At 67.4% G+C, this 16,924-nt stretch carries 15 protein-coding genes; 13 read left to right on the top strand and 2 right to left on the bottom strand.

Annotated elements, in window-relative coordinates; all coding sequences use genetic code 11:
* The first annotated feature begins 11 nt into the window (after nt 1–11).
* The 3 genes from FRZ61_RS20520 to FRZ61_RS20510 all read left to right on the top strand — a co-directional run bounded on the left by FRZ61_RS20520 (nt 12) and on the right by FRZ61_RS20510 (nt 2,925).
* Nucleotides 12–800: an SDR family oxidoreductase gene (locus FRZ61_RS20520; RefSeq protein ID WP_151119484.1), complete on the top strand. Its 789-nt coding sequence runs from the start codon at nt 12–14 to the stop codon at nt 798–800.
* Between the two features lie 219 nt (nt 801–1,019).
* Nucleotides 1,020–1,979 carry a 3-hydroxyacyl-CoA dehydrogenase gene (locus tag FRZ61_RS20515; RefSeq protein ID WP_151119483.1) on the top strand — a complete coding sequence of 320 codons (960 nt, stop codon included), beginning with the start codon at nt 1,020–1,022 and terminating at the stop codon, nt 1,977–1,979.
* Between the two features lie 10 nt (nt 1,980–1,989).
* On the top strand, nt 1,990–2,925 hold the full coding sequence (locus FRZ61_RS20510) for a BKACE family enzyme (protein ID WP_151119482.1): 936 nt from the start codon (nt 1,990–1,992) through the stop codon (nt 2,923–2,925).
* 60 nt (nt 2,926–2,985) lie between these two features.
* Here the strand turns inward: FRZ61_RS20510 and FRZ61_RS20505 are convergent, their stop codons facing one another.
* The gene (locus tag FRZ61_RS20505; protein ID WP_151119481.1) at nt 2,986–3,303 is read right to left on the bottom strand and encodes a hypothetical protein; all 318 of its coding nucleotides are present in this window, start codon (nt 3,301–3,303) and stop codon (nt 2,986–2,988) included.
* A 780-nt stretch (nt 3,304–4,083) separates the two neighbouring features.
* Here FRZ61_RS20505 and FRZ61_RS20500 point away from each other — a divergent pair.
* The 10 genes from FRZ61_RS20500 (at nt 4,084) to FRZ61_RS20455 (ending at nt 14,619) form a co-directional block, all read left to right on the top strand.
* Nucleotides 4,084–4,971 (top strand): carbohydrate ABC transporter permease, encoded by an 888-nt coding sequence (locus FRZ61_RS20500; protein WP_191909125.1) that lies wholly within the window; start codon nt 4,084–4,086, stop codon nt 4,969–4,971.
* On the top strand, nt 4,958–5,800 hold the full coding sequence (locus tag FRZ61_RS20495; protein ID WP_151119479.1) for a carbohydrate ABC transporter permease: 843 nt from the start codon (nt 4,958–4,960) through the stop codon (nt 5,798–5,800). Before FRZ61_RS20500 ends, FRZ61_RS20495 begins: the two co-directional genes overlap by 14 nt.
* A gap of 124 nt (nt 5,801–5,924) precedes the next feature.
* Nucleotides 5,925–6,677, top strand: coding sequence for an IclR family transcriptional regulator (locus FRZ61_RS20490; RefSeq protein ID WP_225308920.1), 753 nt, complete (start codon nt 5,925–5,927; stop codon nt 6,675–6,677).
* A gap of 301 nt (nt 6,678–6,978) precedes the next feature.
* Complete coding sequence (locus FRZ61_RS20485) at nt 6,979–7,884, top strand: SMP-30/gluconolactonase/LRE family protein (protein ID WP_151119477.1); 906 nt, start codon at nt 6,979–6,981, stop codon at nt 7,882–7,884.
* A gap of 85 nt (nt 7,885–7,969) precedes the next feature.
* Nucleotides 7,970–9,316 (top strand): ABC transporter substrate-binding protein, encoded by a 1,347-nt coding sequence (locus FRZ61_RS20480; RefSeq protein WP_191909124.1) that lies wholly within the window; start codon nt 7,970–7,972, stop codon nt 9,314–9,316.
* Nucleotides 9,317–9,433: 117 nt separating this feature from the next.
* Nucleotides 9,434–11,446, top strand: a complete 2,013-nt coding sequence (locus tag FRZ61_RS20475) for an alpha-ketoacid dehydrogenase subunit alpha/beta (protein ID WP_151119475.1) — start codon at nt 9,434–9,436, stop codon at nt 11,444–11,446.
* 35 nt (nt 11,447–11,481) lie between these two features.
* Nucleotides 11,482–12,246, top strand: a complete 765-nt coding sequence (locus FRZ61_RS20470; protein ID WP_151119474.1) for an SDR family NAD(P)-dependent oxidoreductase — start codon at nt 11,482–11,484, stop codon at nt 12,244–12,246.
* A 68-nt stretch (nt 12,247–12,314) separates the two neighbouring features.
* A complete protein-coding gene (locus tag FRZ61_RS20465; protein ID WP_151119473.1) occupies nt 12,315–12,758 on the top strand; it encodes a VOC family protein in 444 nt (147 codons plus the stop codon).
* 24 nt (nt 12,759–12,782) lie between these two features.
* Nucleotides 12,783–13,526 (top strand): SDR family NAD(P)-dependent oxidoreductase, encoded by a 744-nt coding sequence (locus FRZ61_RS20460; protein ID WP_151119472.1) that lies wholly within the window; start codon nt 12,783–12,785, stop codon nt 13,524–13,526.
* Nucleotides 13,527–13,548: 22 nt separating this feature from the next.
* Nucleotides 13,549–14,619 carry an ABC transporter ATP-binding protein gene (locus FRZ61_RS20455; RefSeq protein ID WP_151119471.1) on the top strand — a complete coding sequence of 357 codons (1,071 nt, stop codon included), beginning with the start codon at nt 13,549–13,551 and terminating at the stop codon, nt 14,617–14,619.
* A 214-nt stretch (nt 14,620–14,833) separates the two neighbouring features.
* Here FRZ61_RS20455 and FRZ61_RS20450 read toward each other — a convergent pair whose 3' ends face one another.
* Nucleotides 14,834–16,792, bottom strand: a complete 1,959-nt coding sequence (locus FRZ61_RS20450) for a methyl-accepting chemotaxis protein (protein WP_151119470.1) — start codon at nt 16,790–16,792, stop codon at nt 14,834–14,836.
* Between the last annotated feature and the right edge of the window lie 132 nt (nt 16,793–16,924).

Below are 16,924 nucleotides of genomic sequence, written 5' to 3'. Positions count from 1 at the left end.
CGGGTGACATCATGACGGAACCGACCATTGCCGGCGTCAAGCCCGGCCTGCGCGTCGTCATCACGGCCGGTGCCAGCGGCATCGGGCGGGTGGTGGCCGAAACCCTGCGCGCGCATGGCGCCAAGGTCCATGTTTGCGACGTGTCGCAGGAGGCGCTCGACGCCTGCCGCAAGGCGCTGCCCGATGTGGGGACGCATTTGGCCGACGTCGCCGATGTGAAGCAGGTGGACAAATTCTTCGACGCCGCTCTCGGCGCCATGGGCGGCCTCGACGTCCTGGTGAACAATGCCGGCATCGCGGGCCCGACCGCCGGCGTGGAGGATATCGACCCTGCCGAGTGGGACCGGACGATCGCCATCAATCTCAACGGCCAGTTCTATTCGGCCCGCCGCGCGGTGCCGGCCCTGCGCAAGACCCAGGACGGCGCCATCATCAACATGTCCTCGGTCGCGGGCCGGTTCGGCTACGCCTACCGCACGCCCTATGCCGCGACCAAATGGGCGATCGTGGGATTCACCGAGAGCCTGGCGAAGGAGCTGGGACCGGTCGGCATCCGCGTCAATGCGATCCTGCCCGGTATCGTCGAGGGCCCGCGCATCGAGCGCGTGATCTCGGCCCGCGCCCAGGCCACCGGCGTCAGCTACGAGGCGATGAAGAATGAATATCTGGGGAAGGTCTCGCTCCGGCGCATGGTGAGCCCGCAAGACGTCGCCAACATGGTGCTCTTCCTCTGCTCGCCCGCCGGGCGCAATATCTCCGGCCAGTCGCTCAGCGTCTGCGGTAACGTCGAGGCGCTGTGAGGATTGAACGTCCGTCGGACGCTGCCCTTCGTCTTGATCCCCTCCCCCCTTGAGGAGGAGGTTAGGGTGGGGGGTGATCGAAGGACGCGATGCTGCAAGAAGCCCCTATCGTGCGATCATCACCCACATGGAGACTATGGCCACCCCCCACCCCAGCCTCCCCCTCAAGGGGGGAGGTGAAGGAAAAGCGGTGACTGCTCCCATGAAGCGAATCTTGCCATGACCACCCAGACCCCTCCCAAAGTCGCCGTCATCGGCGCCGGCCTGATCGGCCGGGCCTGGGCCATCACCTTCGCCCGGGGCGGGGCCGAGGTGGCGCTCTATGACCCTCTGTCGGGCGCGGCCGAGGCGGCGCTGGGGTTCGTCGACGGCGTACTCGACGACCTCGCCGCCAACGGCCTGCTGCGCGGCGCGAGTCCTTCGGCCATCCGCGGGCGGATGAGCGTGACGAAGAACCTCGAGGCCGCGCTCCGGGGGGCCGCCCATGTCCAGGAGAACGCGCCCGAGAAGCTCGAGGCCAAGATCCCGATCTGGGCCGAGATGGACGGGCTTGCCGGCCCCGACACGATCCTCGCCAGCTCGACCTCGGCCATCCTGCCCTCGAAATTCACGGAAAAGCTCAAGGGCCGGCGCCGCTGCGTCGTGGTGCATCCGATCAACCCGCCCTATCTGGTGCCGGCGGTCGAGGTGGTTCCCGCCCCCTGGACGGCGCCTGCGACGGTCGAGCGCACCGCGAGCTTCATGCGCGAGCTCGGCCAGGCGCCGATCGTCATGAAGCGCGAGCTCGACGGCTTCGTGATGAACCGGATGCAGGGCGCGCTGCTGCAGGAGGCCTTCCGGCTGGTGGCCGAGGGCTATGCCACTCCTGAGGATATCGATATCGGCATCCGCGACGGGCTGGGGCTGCGTTGGGCCTTCATGGGGCCGTTCGAGACCATCGATCTGAACGCGCCCGGCGGCGTCGCCGACTATATCGCCCGCTATGAGGGGATCTATCAGCGGCTCTGGCCGAGCCAGCAGCATATCGTCTCCTGGGCCGAGGCCTCGCCCGCGGTGGAGACGGAGATGAAGGCCGGCCTGCCGCGCGAGAGACTGAACGAACGCCAGGCCTGGCGCGACCGCCGGCTGATGGCGCTGGTCGCGCACAAGCGCGACGCCGCACACAAGATCAAGAAATAGGAGCCCAACCATGGCACAAGCACGCAAGGTCATCATCACCTGCGCGGTGACCGGATCGATCCACACGCCGACCATGTCGGAACATCTGCCGATCACCCCGGACGAGATCGCGAAGGAATCGATCGCGGCCTGGGAGGCGGGTGCCTCGATCATCCATCTCCATGCGCGCGATCCCAAGGACGGGCGGCCCACGCCCGATCCCGAGGTCTTCATGCAGTTCCTGCCGCGCATCAAGCAGAACACCGATGCGGTGGTGAACATCACCACGGGCGGCGGCCACGGCATGACGCTGCAGGAGCGCCTGGCCGCCCCCTTGCGCGCCAGCCCGGAGATGACCTCGCTCAACATGGGCTCGATGAATTTCGGCCTCTACCCGATGCTCGACCGCTACAAGAGCTTCAAATACGAGTGGGAGCAGAAGCATCTCGAGAACAGCCGCGACTTCATCTTCCGCAATACCTTCAAGGATATCGAATATGTGCTGAAGGAGCTGGGCGAGGGCCACGGCACGCGCTTCGAGTTCGAATGCTACGATGTGGGCCATCTCTACACGCTGGCCCATTTCCTCGACCGCAAGCTGGTGAAGCCGCCGCTCTTCGTGCAGACGATCTTCGGCATCCTCGGCGGCATCGGCGCCGATCCCGAGAACCTCATGCATATGCGCCGCATCGCCGACAAGCTCTTCGGCGACGACTATCAATGGAGCGTGCTGGCGGCCGGCCGCCACCAGATGCCCTTCGTCTCCATGGCGGCGATCAATGGCGGCAATGTGCGCGTCGGCCTCGAGGACAGCCTCTATCTCGGCAAGGGCGAGATGGCCAAGAGCAATGCCGACCAGGTGCGCAAGATCCGCCACATCATCGAAACGCTCTCGCTCGAGGTGGCCACGCCCAAGGAAGCGCGCCAGATCCTGCAGCTCAAGGGCGGCGACAAGGTGACGTTCTAGCGGGCTGGCTGGAATCCGTATCCCCTCCCCCGCAATGCGGGAGAGGGGATGATCGATGATTTACGTCGCCCTGATCCGCTCGCGGATCTCCCGGTCCATGTCGTCGATCAGGCGGGCGACCTCCCGGAGGGCCTCCGCCGGCAGGGAAGGGCCGTCGGCCGCCAGCAACCGGCGCAGCGCATCGGCGACCGCGCGGTCGAGCGTTTGCTCGGTGATGGCGCCATCGGCCCTGAGCGCTTTCGCGAGGCTCTGAAGCACCAGCAGATCCGCGGTCAGTGCCCGCGACAGGGCGTCGCCGGCGTCGGCCTCCGGCAGGGCCTCCCGGCGGGCCGCATTCTCCGGCACCTGGATCGAGCCGGGGTCGTGAGGCATGGCCATCGGCATTCTCCCGCAGCAGCGCGCCCCTGTTCGCGAATCGGCGACTCGCGAGCGGGCGTCCGACGAGCAGGATCACATTCGAGGCTGGAGAGGGCTGTGACAAGGGGCGGGCATCCGCGACAGCGCAACCTCCCGCTGCGCGGGTCGCCTCATCCGCATGGACGAACGGCTTATAAAACACCCCGGCTCATGGTGAGCCGGGGTGCCAAGTTTCAACCGGCGAGTGGGGTCGCCGATAGACTTTATGGGTTGGATGTACTCTCGTCCGTGCGCCTTCTCAATAAGACGAACGGTGGCCATTTCAGGGCGCGTGCGTGTGAAGAACGCGGTGAGCGCCCGGAGATGAATAGCCAGATAGGTCAGTGCTCCGGTGGTTCTCGCGTGGGCCTTCGTGACCGCACCGCGCAGGGACTCATTCGAACGATACAAAGAACAAGCGCAACCATGCGCTGGCGCGGGAAAGTCACTTCGGTCACCCGGCGCCCGATGATGGGCCTCACCCCGCGTCTCGCGCGGACGCGTCCCCTCCCCCGTGACCCCTGTCCGATCCCGCGGCTGCGCCTTCTCCTTATCTTGCGCTCCCGGGGCGGGCCGGCTTCTCCGGAGCCTGAGACGAATGATCGGATGGCGAGGGATGTGCGGGCGCCCCCTGGATTGGCAAGCGTGGGGGCGCCGGGATACCCCGTTGACGCGGCGTTGTTATATAGTGAATAAATAATCATATAGTGATACATATCGCCGCCCTTCGAGGGGCGCCCGGCCCGTTTGCCCAGGACGATGATGACCGCCCGTTTCGATCGTTGGCTGCCCTGGATCTATTCCCTGCCGATGATCGCCTTCGTCGGGCTCACCTTCGCCTATCCGACGCTCTCGCTCCTGACCTACAGCCTCGAGCATGTCGGCCGCTCGGCCTACCTGCCCACCACCTTCGTCGGGATGGCGAATTTCGGCTATATCGCGACCGATTCGCTGTTCCACCGGGCCATCGCCAACAACCTGCGGCTCTTCCTCTGCGTGCCGGTGCTGCTGGTCCTGAGCGTGGTGCTGGCCCAGCTCCTGCACGACAGGCCGCGCGGCTGGAGGCTCTACCGCTCGCTGCTCTTCATCCCCTACATCCTCTCGATTCCCGTGGTGGGCGTCGTGTTCGGCTATCTCTTCCAGTATCAGGGCCAGCTCAACAGCGGGCTCAGGGCGCTGGGGCTCGAGGCGCTGGCGGCGGACTGGCTGGGCAGCCCGGCCTTCGCCATGCCGACCATCATGGCCGTCATCGTCTGGAAGGAGCTGGGCTTCGGCATCATCCTCTGCCTGGCGCGGCTCAGCAGCGTGGGCGAGCAGTATTTCGAGGCGGCGCGGGTCGACGGCGCCAGCTGGTTCCAGGTGCTGCGCTATGTGACCGTGCCGCAGCTCATCCCGACGCTGGCCTTCTACGCCATCGTCGAGCTCATCAACATGCTCTCCTGGGTCTTCTCCTACGTCTATGTCATGACGCTGGGCGGCCCGCAGAACAGCACGGTCGTGACCGAGTTCTACATTTACCAGCAGGTGTTCCAGAACAGCCAGATCGGCGTGGGCGCCGCCGCCGGCGTCGTGCTGCTCGCCATCGTCGGGCTGCTGCTGGCACTGCGCCAGTGGCTGAGCCAGAGGCTCGCGGTCTATGAGAACGAATAGCCAGATCGCCGCCTGGCCGGCGACCGCCCTGAAGCATGCGACGCTGATCGCGTTCGCCGGTATCGCCCTGCTGCCGCTCTATTTCATGCTGGTCAGCGCCTTCAAGACGCGCGAGGAGTTCCTCGGCAACACCTTCGGACCGCCGATGGCGCCCGTCCTCTCCACCCTGGCGCAATCCTTCGCCGGCGGCGATCTCTTCCGCTGGGTCGTCAACTCGGTCGCCGTCACGAGCGCCTCGGTGCTGCTCTCGACGGCGCTGGCGGCGCTCGCGGCCTATCCGATCGCGCTGATGAAATGGCGCGCCGGCCCTTATGTGCTGGGCGCGCTGATCGCCCTCATGGTGATCCCGCCGATCGTGCTGGTGATCCCGCTGTTCCAGATCGCCGCGGGCCTGCGCCAGCTCAACACCTACCAGACCGTCATCGTCATCTATACCGGCCTGCTGCTGCCCTTCTCGACCTTCCTGCTGGCCAGCTTCTTCAAGACGATCTCGCCCTCGCTGATCGAGGCGGCGCGCATGGACGGGGCGGGGAGCTGGCGGATCTTCCGTTCGATCCTGCTGCCTTTGTCGGGGCCGGCGCTGGCGACGGTGGTGACGGTCCAGGCGCTGTGGGTCTGGAACGAGCTCCTGATCGCGGTCGTCTTCCTGCAGAGCGAGCATCTGCGCACGCTCATGGTCGGGCTCACGGTCTACAACTCCCGCTACCGGATCGACGTGCCGATGGTGATGGCCGGCATGCTCTGGGGCACGCTGCCGATGCTGCTGCTCTATCTCTTCGGCCAGCGCTTCTTCATCCGGGGCCTGACCGCCGGCGGGGTGAAGGGCTGAGCGGCAGGGGTCGCCCCGGCCCTTGGCGAATCGGCATGTCATGTATGATGCGCAAGGACAGGTTGCGATGGACCTGGACCGCGCGCCTGGCGATGAGGATTGGCGACGGGATTCCATGAGCTCGATGCGCACGAAAGAGACGGAACCCGCGCCGCGCGTCCAGTCGGTCGACCGCGCGATGCGCATCCTTTTCGCCGTGGCGCAGAGCAAGGACGGGCTCAAGGCCGCCGAGGTGGTGGCGGCGACCGGCCTGCCGCGGCAGGCGAGCTACCATCTCCTCCATACGCTGGTCGCGACCGGCATCCTCACACGCTCAGGCCCTGGCAAATATGTGCTGGGCCTGCGCGTCGGCACGCTGATCGAAGGCTTCAAGCGCCAGCTGGCGCCGCCCGAGCATCTGGCGCCGGTGGTCCGGCGCATCGCGGAGGAGACCGGCGAGACGGCCTATGCCTCGGGCTGGTGGGACGGCGAGATCGTCACCCTGGTCACGGCGCGCGGCACCAACTCGGTGCAGGCGGCGGAAGTCTCGCACGGCACCTATTTCGACGCCCATGCCCGCGCCTCGGGCAAGCTGCTGCTCGCCTACTCGACCGAGCAGCTGCGCACCGACTATCTCTCGAGCCACCGGCTCAATGCCCGGACCAAGAACACCATCACCACGCTGGCCCGGCTCTATGAGGATTTCGAGCGGATCCGCCAGCAGGGCTATGCGACCGATCTCGAGGAATTCTCCAACGGCCTCTGCTGCCTCGCGGTCGGCATCGGCGGCGGCGCCCAGCCTTTCGCGCTGACCGTCTCGGCGCCCACCGAGCGGTTCGAGCAGCGCTTCGACAGCTACCTGTCGATGATGAAACGGATCGCCGGCGAGCTCTCCTGAGCGCCTGGCGACGGTTCGAGCCGCGCTTCGACAGCGACCTGTCGATGATGAAACGGATCGCGGGCGCGCTCTCATGAGCGCCCGACGACGGTTCGAACTCGCTTCGACCGCGACCTGTCGATGACCGACGGATCGCCCGCGCGCTCTGCCCGGAAACGCCGCACCCGCCCGATTTCCCCTTGAGCCTCGAACCGCCGGCCGGCCCGCTCCTGCCCAGGCTTGACGGCATGTATCATATCATGATGATATATCGCTATATGATGAAAATGACCTGCCAAGCAGGCGATCGAGGGGAGGAACCATGGACGATCCGTTCGAGATTCACGAAGAGGAGTTCCGCCGCTGCATCCTGATGGGGCCGGCGCTCGAGAAGCTCTACACCGGCACGCAATTCGGCGAAGGCCCGGTCTGGTTCGGCGATCACAACACGTTCATCTGGAGCGACATCCCCGGCAACCGGCTGCTGCGCTATGTCGACGGCCAGGTTTCGGTCTTCCGCAGCCCGAGCAACCACACCAACGGCAACACCCGCGACCGCCAGGGCCGGCTCCTGAGCTGCGAGCATAGCGGCCGGCGCGTCACCCGCACCGAGCATGACGGCTCGATCACCGTCATCGCGGACTCCTACAAGGGCAAGCGGCTCAACTCGCCCAACGACATCGTGGTGAAGTCCGACAACTCGATCTGGTTCACCGATCCCGCCTACGGGATCATGAACGACTGGGAAGGCATCAAGGCGCCGCAGGAGCAGCCGGGCAACTACGTCTATCGCGTCGATCCGCACAACGGCGCGCTCACGCTCGTGGTCGAGGATTGCGAGTTCCCGAACGGCCTCGCCTTCAGCCCCGACGAGAAGATCCTTTATGTCTCGGACACCGGCTTCACCGAGCGCCAGGGCGGGCCGCATCACATCCGCGCCTATGACGTGGTGGGCGAGGCCAAGGTCGCGCGCAGCCGCGTCTTCGCCGAGGTCAATCCCGGCTGCTCGGACGGATTCCGCCTCGATACCGAGGGCTATATCTGGACCAGCGCCGGCGACGGCGTGCATGTCTTCTCGCCCGGCGGCGCGCTGCTCGGCCGCATCAAGGTGCCGGAATACATCACCAACGTGACCTTCGGCGGTCCGCGCCGGAGCCGCCTCTTCATGACCGGCCCGAACTCGCTCTGGGCGATCTATGTCAACCGCACCGGCTGTCTCGTGGGCTGAACCCCCGCGTGGACCCACGCCGGCATCTTCGCTGCTGCCAACAAGAAACAACGCTCGCAAGAAACAAAATCGGGAGGCCTTCCTCATGCGAATCATCGACAGCCTGAAGCGCGCCGGCTTGGCGGCCGCTTTGTTCTCCGCGCTCGGCGCGGGTGCCGCCGCGGCCGACGGGCTCGGCAGTGCCTATGACCCGGCTTCCGCCGGCAAGGCCACGCTCACCATCTGGTGGCTGGGCAACCAGGAGGTTCCCGGCATCGAGGACTGGATGAAGGAATCGATCGCCGCCTACCAGAAGAAATACCCCAACATCACGGTGAACACGGTCCTGCAGTCGACCGACACCTACACCACGACCCAGGCCACCGCTTGCAAGGGCGGCACCGGCCCCGACCTCTGGTACAACTGGGGCGGCATCTGGTCGCTCGAGCAGGTCTGGGGCGGCTGCACCGTGCCGAACGAGGAGGCGCTGAGCGCGGAGGACATCAAGGCCGTGCCGACCACCGCCTCGACGCGCTGGTCGGGCAAGACCTGGCTCTACCCGGTCGATGCCCGCATCTATCCCATCATCTACAACAAGGGCCTGTTCAAGAAGGCGGGCCTCGATCCGGCCAAGCCGCCGCAGAGCTGGGCCGACTTCATCGCCGCGGCCGACAAGCTCAAGAAGGCCGGCATCGATCCGCTGGTCGTCGGCCTCAAGGACGGCTTCGGCGGCGAGATGCTGGCGGCCGCCTTCCAGGCGCAGGTCTATACCGTGCCCGAGCTGCTGCAGATGGTGATCGACGGCGATTTCACCTCGGCGCAGTGGAAGTCCTGGATCGACAAGGTCGTCGAGCTCAAGCCCTACTTCAACAACGACACCAACTCGATCAATTTCGCCGACGGGCTCGGCCGCTTCCAGCAGGGCCAGGCGGCCATGATCTTCGCGGCACCCGGCTTCCAGCAGATGATCGTCGAAATGGAGAAGGGCGGCGCCGAGGTCGGCGTCATGAAGGTGCCGGTGTTCGGCTCGGGCAAGGAGGCCGGCCTGCTCTATATGGACACGCCGGGCTTCCAGGTGACGAGCTTCGCCCAGAACAAGGCACTCGCCGGCAACTTCCTCGCCTTCCTCCACACGCCGGACCGGATGAAGGCGCTCTATGCGAATGTCGGCGACCTGCCGAACGATTCGCGCTGGGACACCTCGCAGATCGAGCGGCCGACCGACAAGCAGCTCATGGAATGGTCGAAGGACGGCGTCAGCTTCTACCGCGCCAACTTCTACCCGACCGATCTCGACGTGAACGGCAATTTCGTCGTGTTCCAGGGCATCCTGGGCGGCGACATGACGGCCGACCAGGCAGCCGCCACCTATCAGGACGTGATCACCAAGTGGCGCAGCCTGCATGGCGACGAGATCGGGAACTACAAATCCTGGGCTTCGTCCGCCCAGTAGCCGCACGGCGAGCCGCAACGCGCGGCGCCATCTACCGGCCGAGGCCTTCCGTCCCGATCCCGTTCGGGGCGGAAGGCCGGCCGGACCCCATTCCGACCATCAAGAACGAGTGCCGTCATGACGCTGGCCAATGCCTCCAAACCCATCAAGCCGGAGGATGCGGACTTCGCCATGGCGGCCTGGCGGCGGATGCTCTTCATCCGCGCCTTCGAGCAGCGCTGCCTCGATCTCAGCACCGCCACGCCGCCGGTGGTGGCGGGCTCGATCCATCTCTGCGCCGGCCAGGAGGCGATCCCCACCGGCGCCATGGCGGCGCTCCAGCCGCAGGACCCCGTCGTCGCCACTTATCGCGGCCATGGCTGGGCGCTGACCGGCAGGCTCGATCCGAAGGAGATCTTCGCCGAGGTCTGCCATCGCGCGACGGGCGTCAATGGCGGCCGTGCCGGCTCGGCGCTGATCACGGCGCCCTGGGCCGGCTTCATCGGCGAGAATTCCATCGTCGGCGCCGGCGGCCCCATCGCCTGCGGGGTGGCGCTGGCGGCCCAGGCGCGCAAGACCGGCGCTGTCGTCCTCGTCTCCTTCGGCGACGGCGCCACCAGCCAGGGTGCGCTCCATGAGAGCCTGGTCTTCGCCGCCGCCTACGATCTGCCGGTGATCTTCCTCTGCGAGAACAATGGCTGGTCGGAGATGACGGCGAGCCCCGATATCATCAGGACCGACCGGCTGGCCAAGCGCGCCAACGGTTATGGCATGGTCGGCGTCACCATCGACGGCGCCGATCCGATCGCGGTGCGCGATACGATCGCGCAGGCCGCCGAACGCGCGCGCTCGGGCGCCGGCCCCAGCTTCGTCGAATGCCGCGTCTCCCGGCTCTGGGGCCATTACAATCGCGATATCGAGCATTACCGTCCCAAGCCCGACCGGGCCCTGGCGGAAGCCAACGACCCGATCGCGCTGCTGGCCGGGCGGCTGCAGCAATCGGGCATCGCCAGCGAGACGGCACTGGCCGAGGCCCGCGTCGAGGTCGGCCGCGAGATGGCGGCGATCGAGGCCGAGGTGCTGAAGGCGGCGACGCCCGATCCGGCCGCGGCACGGACGCATGTGGTCGCAGAATCCGAAGGACCCCTCCCGCGGGCGGTCGCTTCATCGGGAGCAGGCACGGAGATCAACTATATCGGTGCCGTGAACGAGGCCCTGCGCCGCATCCTGGCCGAGGACGCGTCCAGCCTCGTCTATGGCGAGGATGTCGGCAAGGCGGGCGGCATCTTCGGCGCCTCGCGCAATCTTCAGCGCGAGTTCGGCGCGTCCCGCGTCTTCGACACGCCGATCGCCGAGGCGGCGATCCTGGGCTCGGCGGTGGGCGCCGCCATGAGCGGGATGCGGCCGGTCGTCGAGATCATGTGGGGCGATTTCCTGCTGGTGGCGCTCGACCAGATCATCAACCAGGCCGCCAATATCCGCTACGTCACCCAGGGTCGCGCCAGCGTGCCGATGGTGATCCGCACCCAGCAGGGCGCCACGCCCGGCTCCTGCTCGCAGCATTCGCAATCGCTGGAAGCGCTGCTGTTCCATATCCCGGGCATCCGCCTCGGCCTGCCGGCCACGCCGCAGGATGCTTACGACATGCTGCGGGTCGCGGCGGGCTCGCCCGACCCGGTGATGCTGATCGAGGCCCGAGCCCTCTATCAGCGCAAGGAGACGGTCTTCCTCGACAAGGCACCCGACCCCATGGGCAAGGCGCGGCTGGCGCGCGAGGGGCGGGATCTCGCGATCGTCGCCTGGGGCACCGCGGTGCCGGAGGCGCTGGATGCGGCCGAGACGCTCGCGGCCGCCGGGATCGACGCCGCCGTGCTCGATCTGCGCTGGCTCTCGCCGCTGGACGAGGCGGCGATCGCCGATCTGGCGGCGCGTTGTGGCCGGGTGCTGATCGTTCACGAGGCCAACCGCACCGGCGGCGTCGGCGCCGAGATCGCGGCGCGGATCGCGGAACGTCATCCCACGGTCAGGGTGCGCCGGCTGGGCGCGCCCGATACCCGCATCCCGGCGTCGCCGGCACTGCAGGCGGCGCTGCTGCCGAAGGCCGATGCGATCCAGGCGGCGGCAAGGACGCTCGCGGCGAAAGCGGGATAAGAAGTCGAGAGAAGGCAACAGGGAGGAGAGGGCACATGGCAACGGGTTCATCGGCGGCGGGCCGCCGCGCCCTGATCACGGGCGGCGGTGCCGGAATCGGGGCGGTCACGGCGCGTCTTCTGATCGAGCGCGGCTGGCGGGTGGCGCTGCTCGATCGCGACGGCACCGCGGCCGAGCGCACGGCGGCGGCGCTCGGCGCCGGCAAGGCCCGCGCCTATCAGGGCGACGTCACCGACATCGCGTCGGTCGAGACGGCACTCGACGACATGGTCAAGGCCTGGGGCGGCATCGACGATCTCGTGAACAATGCCGGCACCTGGGACCATGCCCCGCTGCTGGAGCTGTCGGTGGAACGCTGGAAGAAGGTGTTCGACGTCAATTTCTTCGCGCCGATCGAGATCTCCAACGCCGCCGTCCGCCGCATGGGCAAGGGCAGCGCCATCGTCAACGTCTCCTCGGTGCTGGGCCAGGTCTCGGCGCCGACGCGCGGGCCCTATTGCGTCTCCAAGGCCGCTCTGATCAGCTTGACCAAGATGCAGGCGATCGAATGGGCCGAGCGGGGCATCCGCGTCAATGCGATCGCGCCCGGCTACATCATGAACGAGCCGGTCAAGGCGCTGATCGCCGCCGGCAGCTTCGACACCGCCTCGATCGACCGCCGCACGCCGATGGGCCGGTTCGGGAGCGAGCAGGAAGCGGCCGAGGGCATCGCCTTCCTGCTGGCGCCGGACCGGGCGAGCTATGTCACCGGCCATACGCTGGAAGTGAATGGCGGCTGGACCGCCTACGGCTTCGTCTAGAGCCTGATCGTCTCGAGCCGGGTCGGCTCGATGCGTGAATCAGTCTCTGCTTTGTTGAAACAGGGCGAATGATGATCACCGGCTTCAACCACACCAGCTTCACCGTCGCCGACATCGGCAAGTCGGTCGAGTTCTGGACCCGCCATCTGGGCTTCAAGGCGGCCTCGGTCTCGCCGCGCCAGGGACGCTGGCAGGAGGAGGTCACGGGCATCGCCGGCGCCTCGCTCATGGTGGCGCATCTCTATGGCCATGGGCACCATATCGAGTTCATCCAGTATCTCGCGGGTGCCATCCCCGGCGCGCCGCCGCAGCCGGCGCAGACGGCCGCCGCCCATGTCTGCCTCGAGGTCGACGATATCCAGAAGACCTGGGCCGAGCTGATGGCGGCGGGCGCCAGCGGCCAGGGCCGGATCGCGGATGTCAGCACGGGGCCGGTGAGCGGCTGCTTCGCGGGCTATCTGCGCGATCCCAACGGGATCATCATCGAGCTCCTGGAGATGAAGCCGGGCTGAGCGGCGGCGTTGAGAAAGAGACCCATGTTCGATTTTTCGGGGCGCGTGCTGCTGCTGACCGGCGCCAATGGCGGGATCGGCCGGGCGATCGCGCAGGAATTTCTCGAGGCCGGCGCAAGCCTGGTGCTGGCCGACCTCAATGCCGAGGGCACGGCTGCCTTCGCCCGCGCGCTCGATCCGTCAGGCACGCGCGTGACCGCCATCGGGCTCGATGCCGGCCATGCGGGCGATGTGGAGCGGGCCGTCAAGCTCTGCCTCGACCGCTTCGGCCGGCTCGATTATCTCGTGACCGCGGCCGCCATCTTCGAGGACCATCCCTTCGAGACCATGACCGACGAGCAGTGGCGCCGCACCATGTCGGCCAATCTCGACAGCGTCTTCTATGCCTGCCGCCGCGCCGTGCCGCATATGAAGACGGGCAGCGCCATCGTCAATCTCGCCTCGGAGGCGGCCCATACCGGCGGCAGCCCGATGCATGCGGATTACGGGGCCACCAAGGCGGGCGTGCTCGCCTTCACCAAGACCATCGCGCGCGAGCTGGCGCCGCGGGTGCGGGTCAACGCGGTCTCGCCCGGCACCATCAACACGCCGATGGTGGCGCGCTGGCTGGAGCAGCACGGGGCCGGCTATGCCGAGACCATTCCCATGCGCCGGCTGGGCGAACCCAGGGACGTGGCCCAGGCCGTCGCCTTTCTCTGCAGCGAGGCCGCCAGCTACATCACCGGCACCACGATCCATGTGAATGGCGGCGGCTATGTCGGCGCTTAGCGTGACGGGAGCCTGACGCCGCATGGCCAGTGTCGATATCGCGGGCGTCGGCAAGAGCTACGGGCCGCACAAGGTGCTGCAGGGCATCGACATCGCCATTCCCGACGGCGAGTTCGTCGTGCTGGTGGGGCCGTCGGGCTGCGGCAAGTCGAGCCTGCTGCGCATGGTGGCTGGGCTCGAGGAGATCACCGAGGGCACGATCTCGGTGGGCGGCCGCGTGGTCAACCAGGTGCCGCCCAAAGAGCGCGACATCGCCATGGTGTTCCAGAACTACGCGCTCTATCCGCACATGACCGTGCGCGAGAACATGGGGTTCAGCCTCAAATTGCGCGGGGCCGGCAAGGCCGAGATCGAGCAGGGCGTGAACCGCGCGACGGAAATCCTGGGGCTCCAGGCCCTGCTCGACCGTCATCCGCGCCAGCTTTCGGGCGGGCAGCGCCAGCGCGTCGCCATGGGGCGCGCGATCGTGCGCCAGCCGCAGGTCTTCCTGTTCGACGAGCCCTTGAGCAATCTCGATGCGCAGCTCCGCGTCTCGATGCGCGGCGAGATCAAGGCGCTGCATCAGCGCCTCGGCATCACCGCGATCTACGTGACCCACGACCAGCTCGAGGCCATGACCATGGCCGACCGCATCGTGGTGCTGAATGGCGGACGCGTCGAGCAGATGGGCCGGCCACTCGAGCTCTATGACCGGCCGGTGAACCGCTTCGTGGCGGGCTTCATCGGCTCGCCCGCCATGAACTTCATCCTCGGCCGCCTATCCGGCGCCGGCGGCGCCCCTTGCGTCGAGAGCGCCGGCATCCGCCTGCCGCTCGGCCGTCCCGCCACGGCGCGCGACGGGCAGGCGCTGCTTTATGGAATCCGCCCGGAGCATCTGGCGCTGGCCGGTTCGGGACCGGCCTTGCCGGCCGTGGTCGAGGTGGTGGAGCCGACCGGCGCCACGACCTACATCTCCGCCCGGGTCGGCGACACCCCGATCTCGGCCCTCATCGCCGAACGCCGCAACCTGGCACCCGGCGAACGAATCGACCTCTTCCCGCGTCTCGATCAGGTCCACCTGTTCGATGCGGAGACGGGGCAGCGGCTGGGGTAGAGCTGCACAAGCGCGGCATAAACGAACCGCGCCCCTCAAACCCCTCCCCCCCTCGAGGGGGAGGTTAGGGTGGGGGGTGATCGTAGGGCGTGGTGCTGCAAGAAATTTGCATTGCACCAACCTGGCCGATATCGAGTTTGTAGCCACCCCCCCACCCCAGCCTCCCCCTCAAGGGGGGAGGTGAAGAAAAGAGTGGAGAGGAAAGGCTGAACGCTTACGCCGCGCGGATCTTCGCGAGGAAGCTGTCGATCTCGGCCTTGAGGTCGGCGGCCTGGCGGGTCAGCGCGCTGGAGGAGGAGAGGAGGGCGGTCGAAGCCGACTTCGTCACCTCGGCGCTCTTGGTCACGTCGGCCATGCTGGTCGAGACCTGGCCGGTGCGGGTCGCCGCCTCCTGCACGTTCCGGCTGATCTCGGCGGTGGCGCTGCCCTGCTGCTTGACCGCCTCGGCGATCACGCCCGAGCTGGCATTGATCTCGGCGATGATGGTGGCGAGGCGCTTCATCACGCCGGTCGCCTCGCGGGTCGCGCTGTCGACGGCCTGGAGCTTGGCGCCGATCTCGTCGGTCGCCTTGGCGGTCTGGCCCGCGAGCTGCTTCACCTCGTTCGCCACCACCGCGAAGCCCTTGCCGGCCTCGCCCGCGCGCGCCGCCTCGATCGTGGCGTTGAGCGCCAGCAGGTTGGTCTGGCTCGCGATCTCGGTGATGAACTGGATCACGCCGCCGACATCGCGCGAGACCTTGGAAAGCTCGTCGACGATCTTCTGCGCCTGGCCGGCTTCGTTGACCGCGCGCTCGGCCGTGGCCGTGGTCTGGTCGGTCTGGCTCGCGATCTCGCGGCTGGAAGCGGCCAGCTCCTCGGTCGCCGCCGCGACGGTCTGCGAATTCTCGGTCGCGGTGGTGGCGCTCTGCGCCACCTCGCCCGCCTGGGCGTTGGTCTCGTCGGCCTGGTGCGACAGGGTCGAGGCCGTGGTCTCCAGCTCATGCGCGGCCTGCGAGACCGAACTCAGGCGGCCGCTGATGGCGGCGTCGAAATCCTTGGTGAGGGCCTCGACGGCCTGCTGGCGCTTCAGGCGGCGCTCGCTCTCGGCCAGCTGCTCGGCCTCGAGCGCCTTCGCCTTGATCGCATTCTCGCGGAACACGACGAGCGCGCGGGCCATCTCGCCCACCTCGTCCTTCGATTCGGCGCGGTCGATCGCGACCTCGTGGTTCCCGCCGGCGAGCTGCTGCATGGCGCCGGTCATCTTGCGCAAGGGGCGGATCACGCTGACGCGGATCATGCCCAGAACCACGCCGACCGCCGCCAGGAAGAGAAGGGCGGTGATGATCAGCGACAGCATCTGGTCCCAGTTGAAGCCGGCGACGCGCCGCTCGAGCAGCCGCTGCATCTCGCTGGAGGCGGTCTTGTAGAAGCCGTCGATGGCGGCGAAGGTCTTGGCGGCATCCTCATCCGAGGTGGCGCCCTTGGCGACGTTCCCGGCGAAAGCGCCGAGCACCGTCTTGAAGGTCTGGTAGCTGGCGTCGAGATTGGCCTTGAGGCTGCCGTCGGCATTGCCGCTATAGCCCGAGCCCACCGAGGCGTCGGCGCCCTCGAGCAGCGAGGTCAGCCCGCCCAGCGCCACGAAGAAATCGACCTGCTCGTCGCCGCCGATGGCGCCGTCGGCCCAGTCGGCGCGGCCGAGATTGATCATGCCGGCGGTGCGGTCGAGGATGTCCGGCAGCTTGATCAGCACCAGGTCCATCACATAATAGCTGTCGAGGTCGGGATCGAGGATCAGGTTGGACTTGTCGCCGATCCGGTAGATCACGGCGCGCAGCGCGGCGCGCGCGGCCTCGAGCTTCTCCGCGGTCACGCCGCCGTCGAGATCGGTCAGGCTCTTGGCCGCCGCGTCGGCGAGCTCGGCGCTCTCCATCCCCTCGCCATAGTTCGTCTGGAGCTCGCGGATCGCGCCCGCCGCCTTCTTCCCGTCGATCGCGGTACCGGCGACGATCGACTGCGCCACCTCCATCTGCAGCGTCTCGAGGCCGCGCAGATAGAAGTTGCCGGTGTTCTCCTTGTTGCCGAAATCGATCGCGATGTTCTGCGAGGCCACCAGCGCCCAGACCATGTAGGCGACCGGCACCAGGAACAAAAGCGAGGCCAGGCCCAGCTTGTGGGCGATCGTGAGCTTTTTCATGGCTTCCAAACCTTCGGGGGCAGGCCGGCGAGGGAGGGCCGGGAATTCCTGAGGCTGGAGGATCGGGCAACAGCCCTTGCCAAATCGTGAAATCCCTCCCCCGAAATGATGAGGTCCGTGACGATTCTGGCG

Source organism: Hypericibacter adhaerens (assembly GCF_008728835.1).
Classification (GTDB): Bacteria; Pseudomonadota; Alphaproteobacteria; order Dongiales; family Dongiaceae; genus Hypericibacter; species Hypericibacter adhaerens.
Note: the sequence above shows the minus strand (reverse complement) of the source record. Positions and strands in the feature narration are given on the sequence as shown.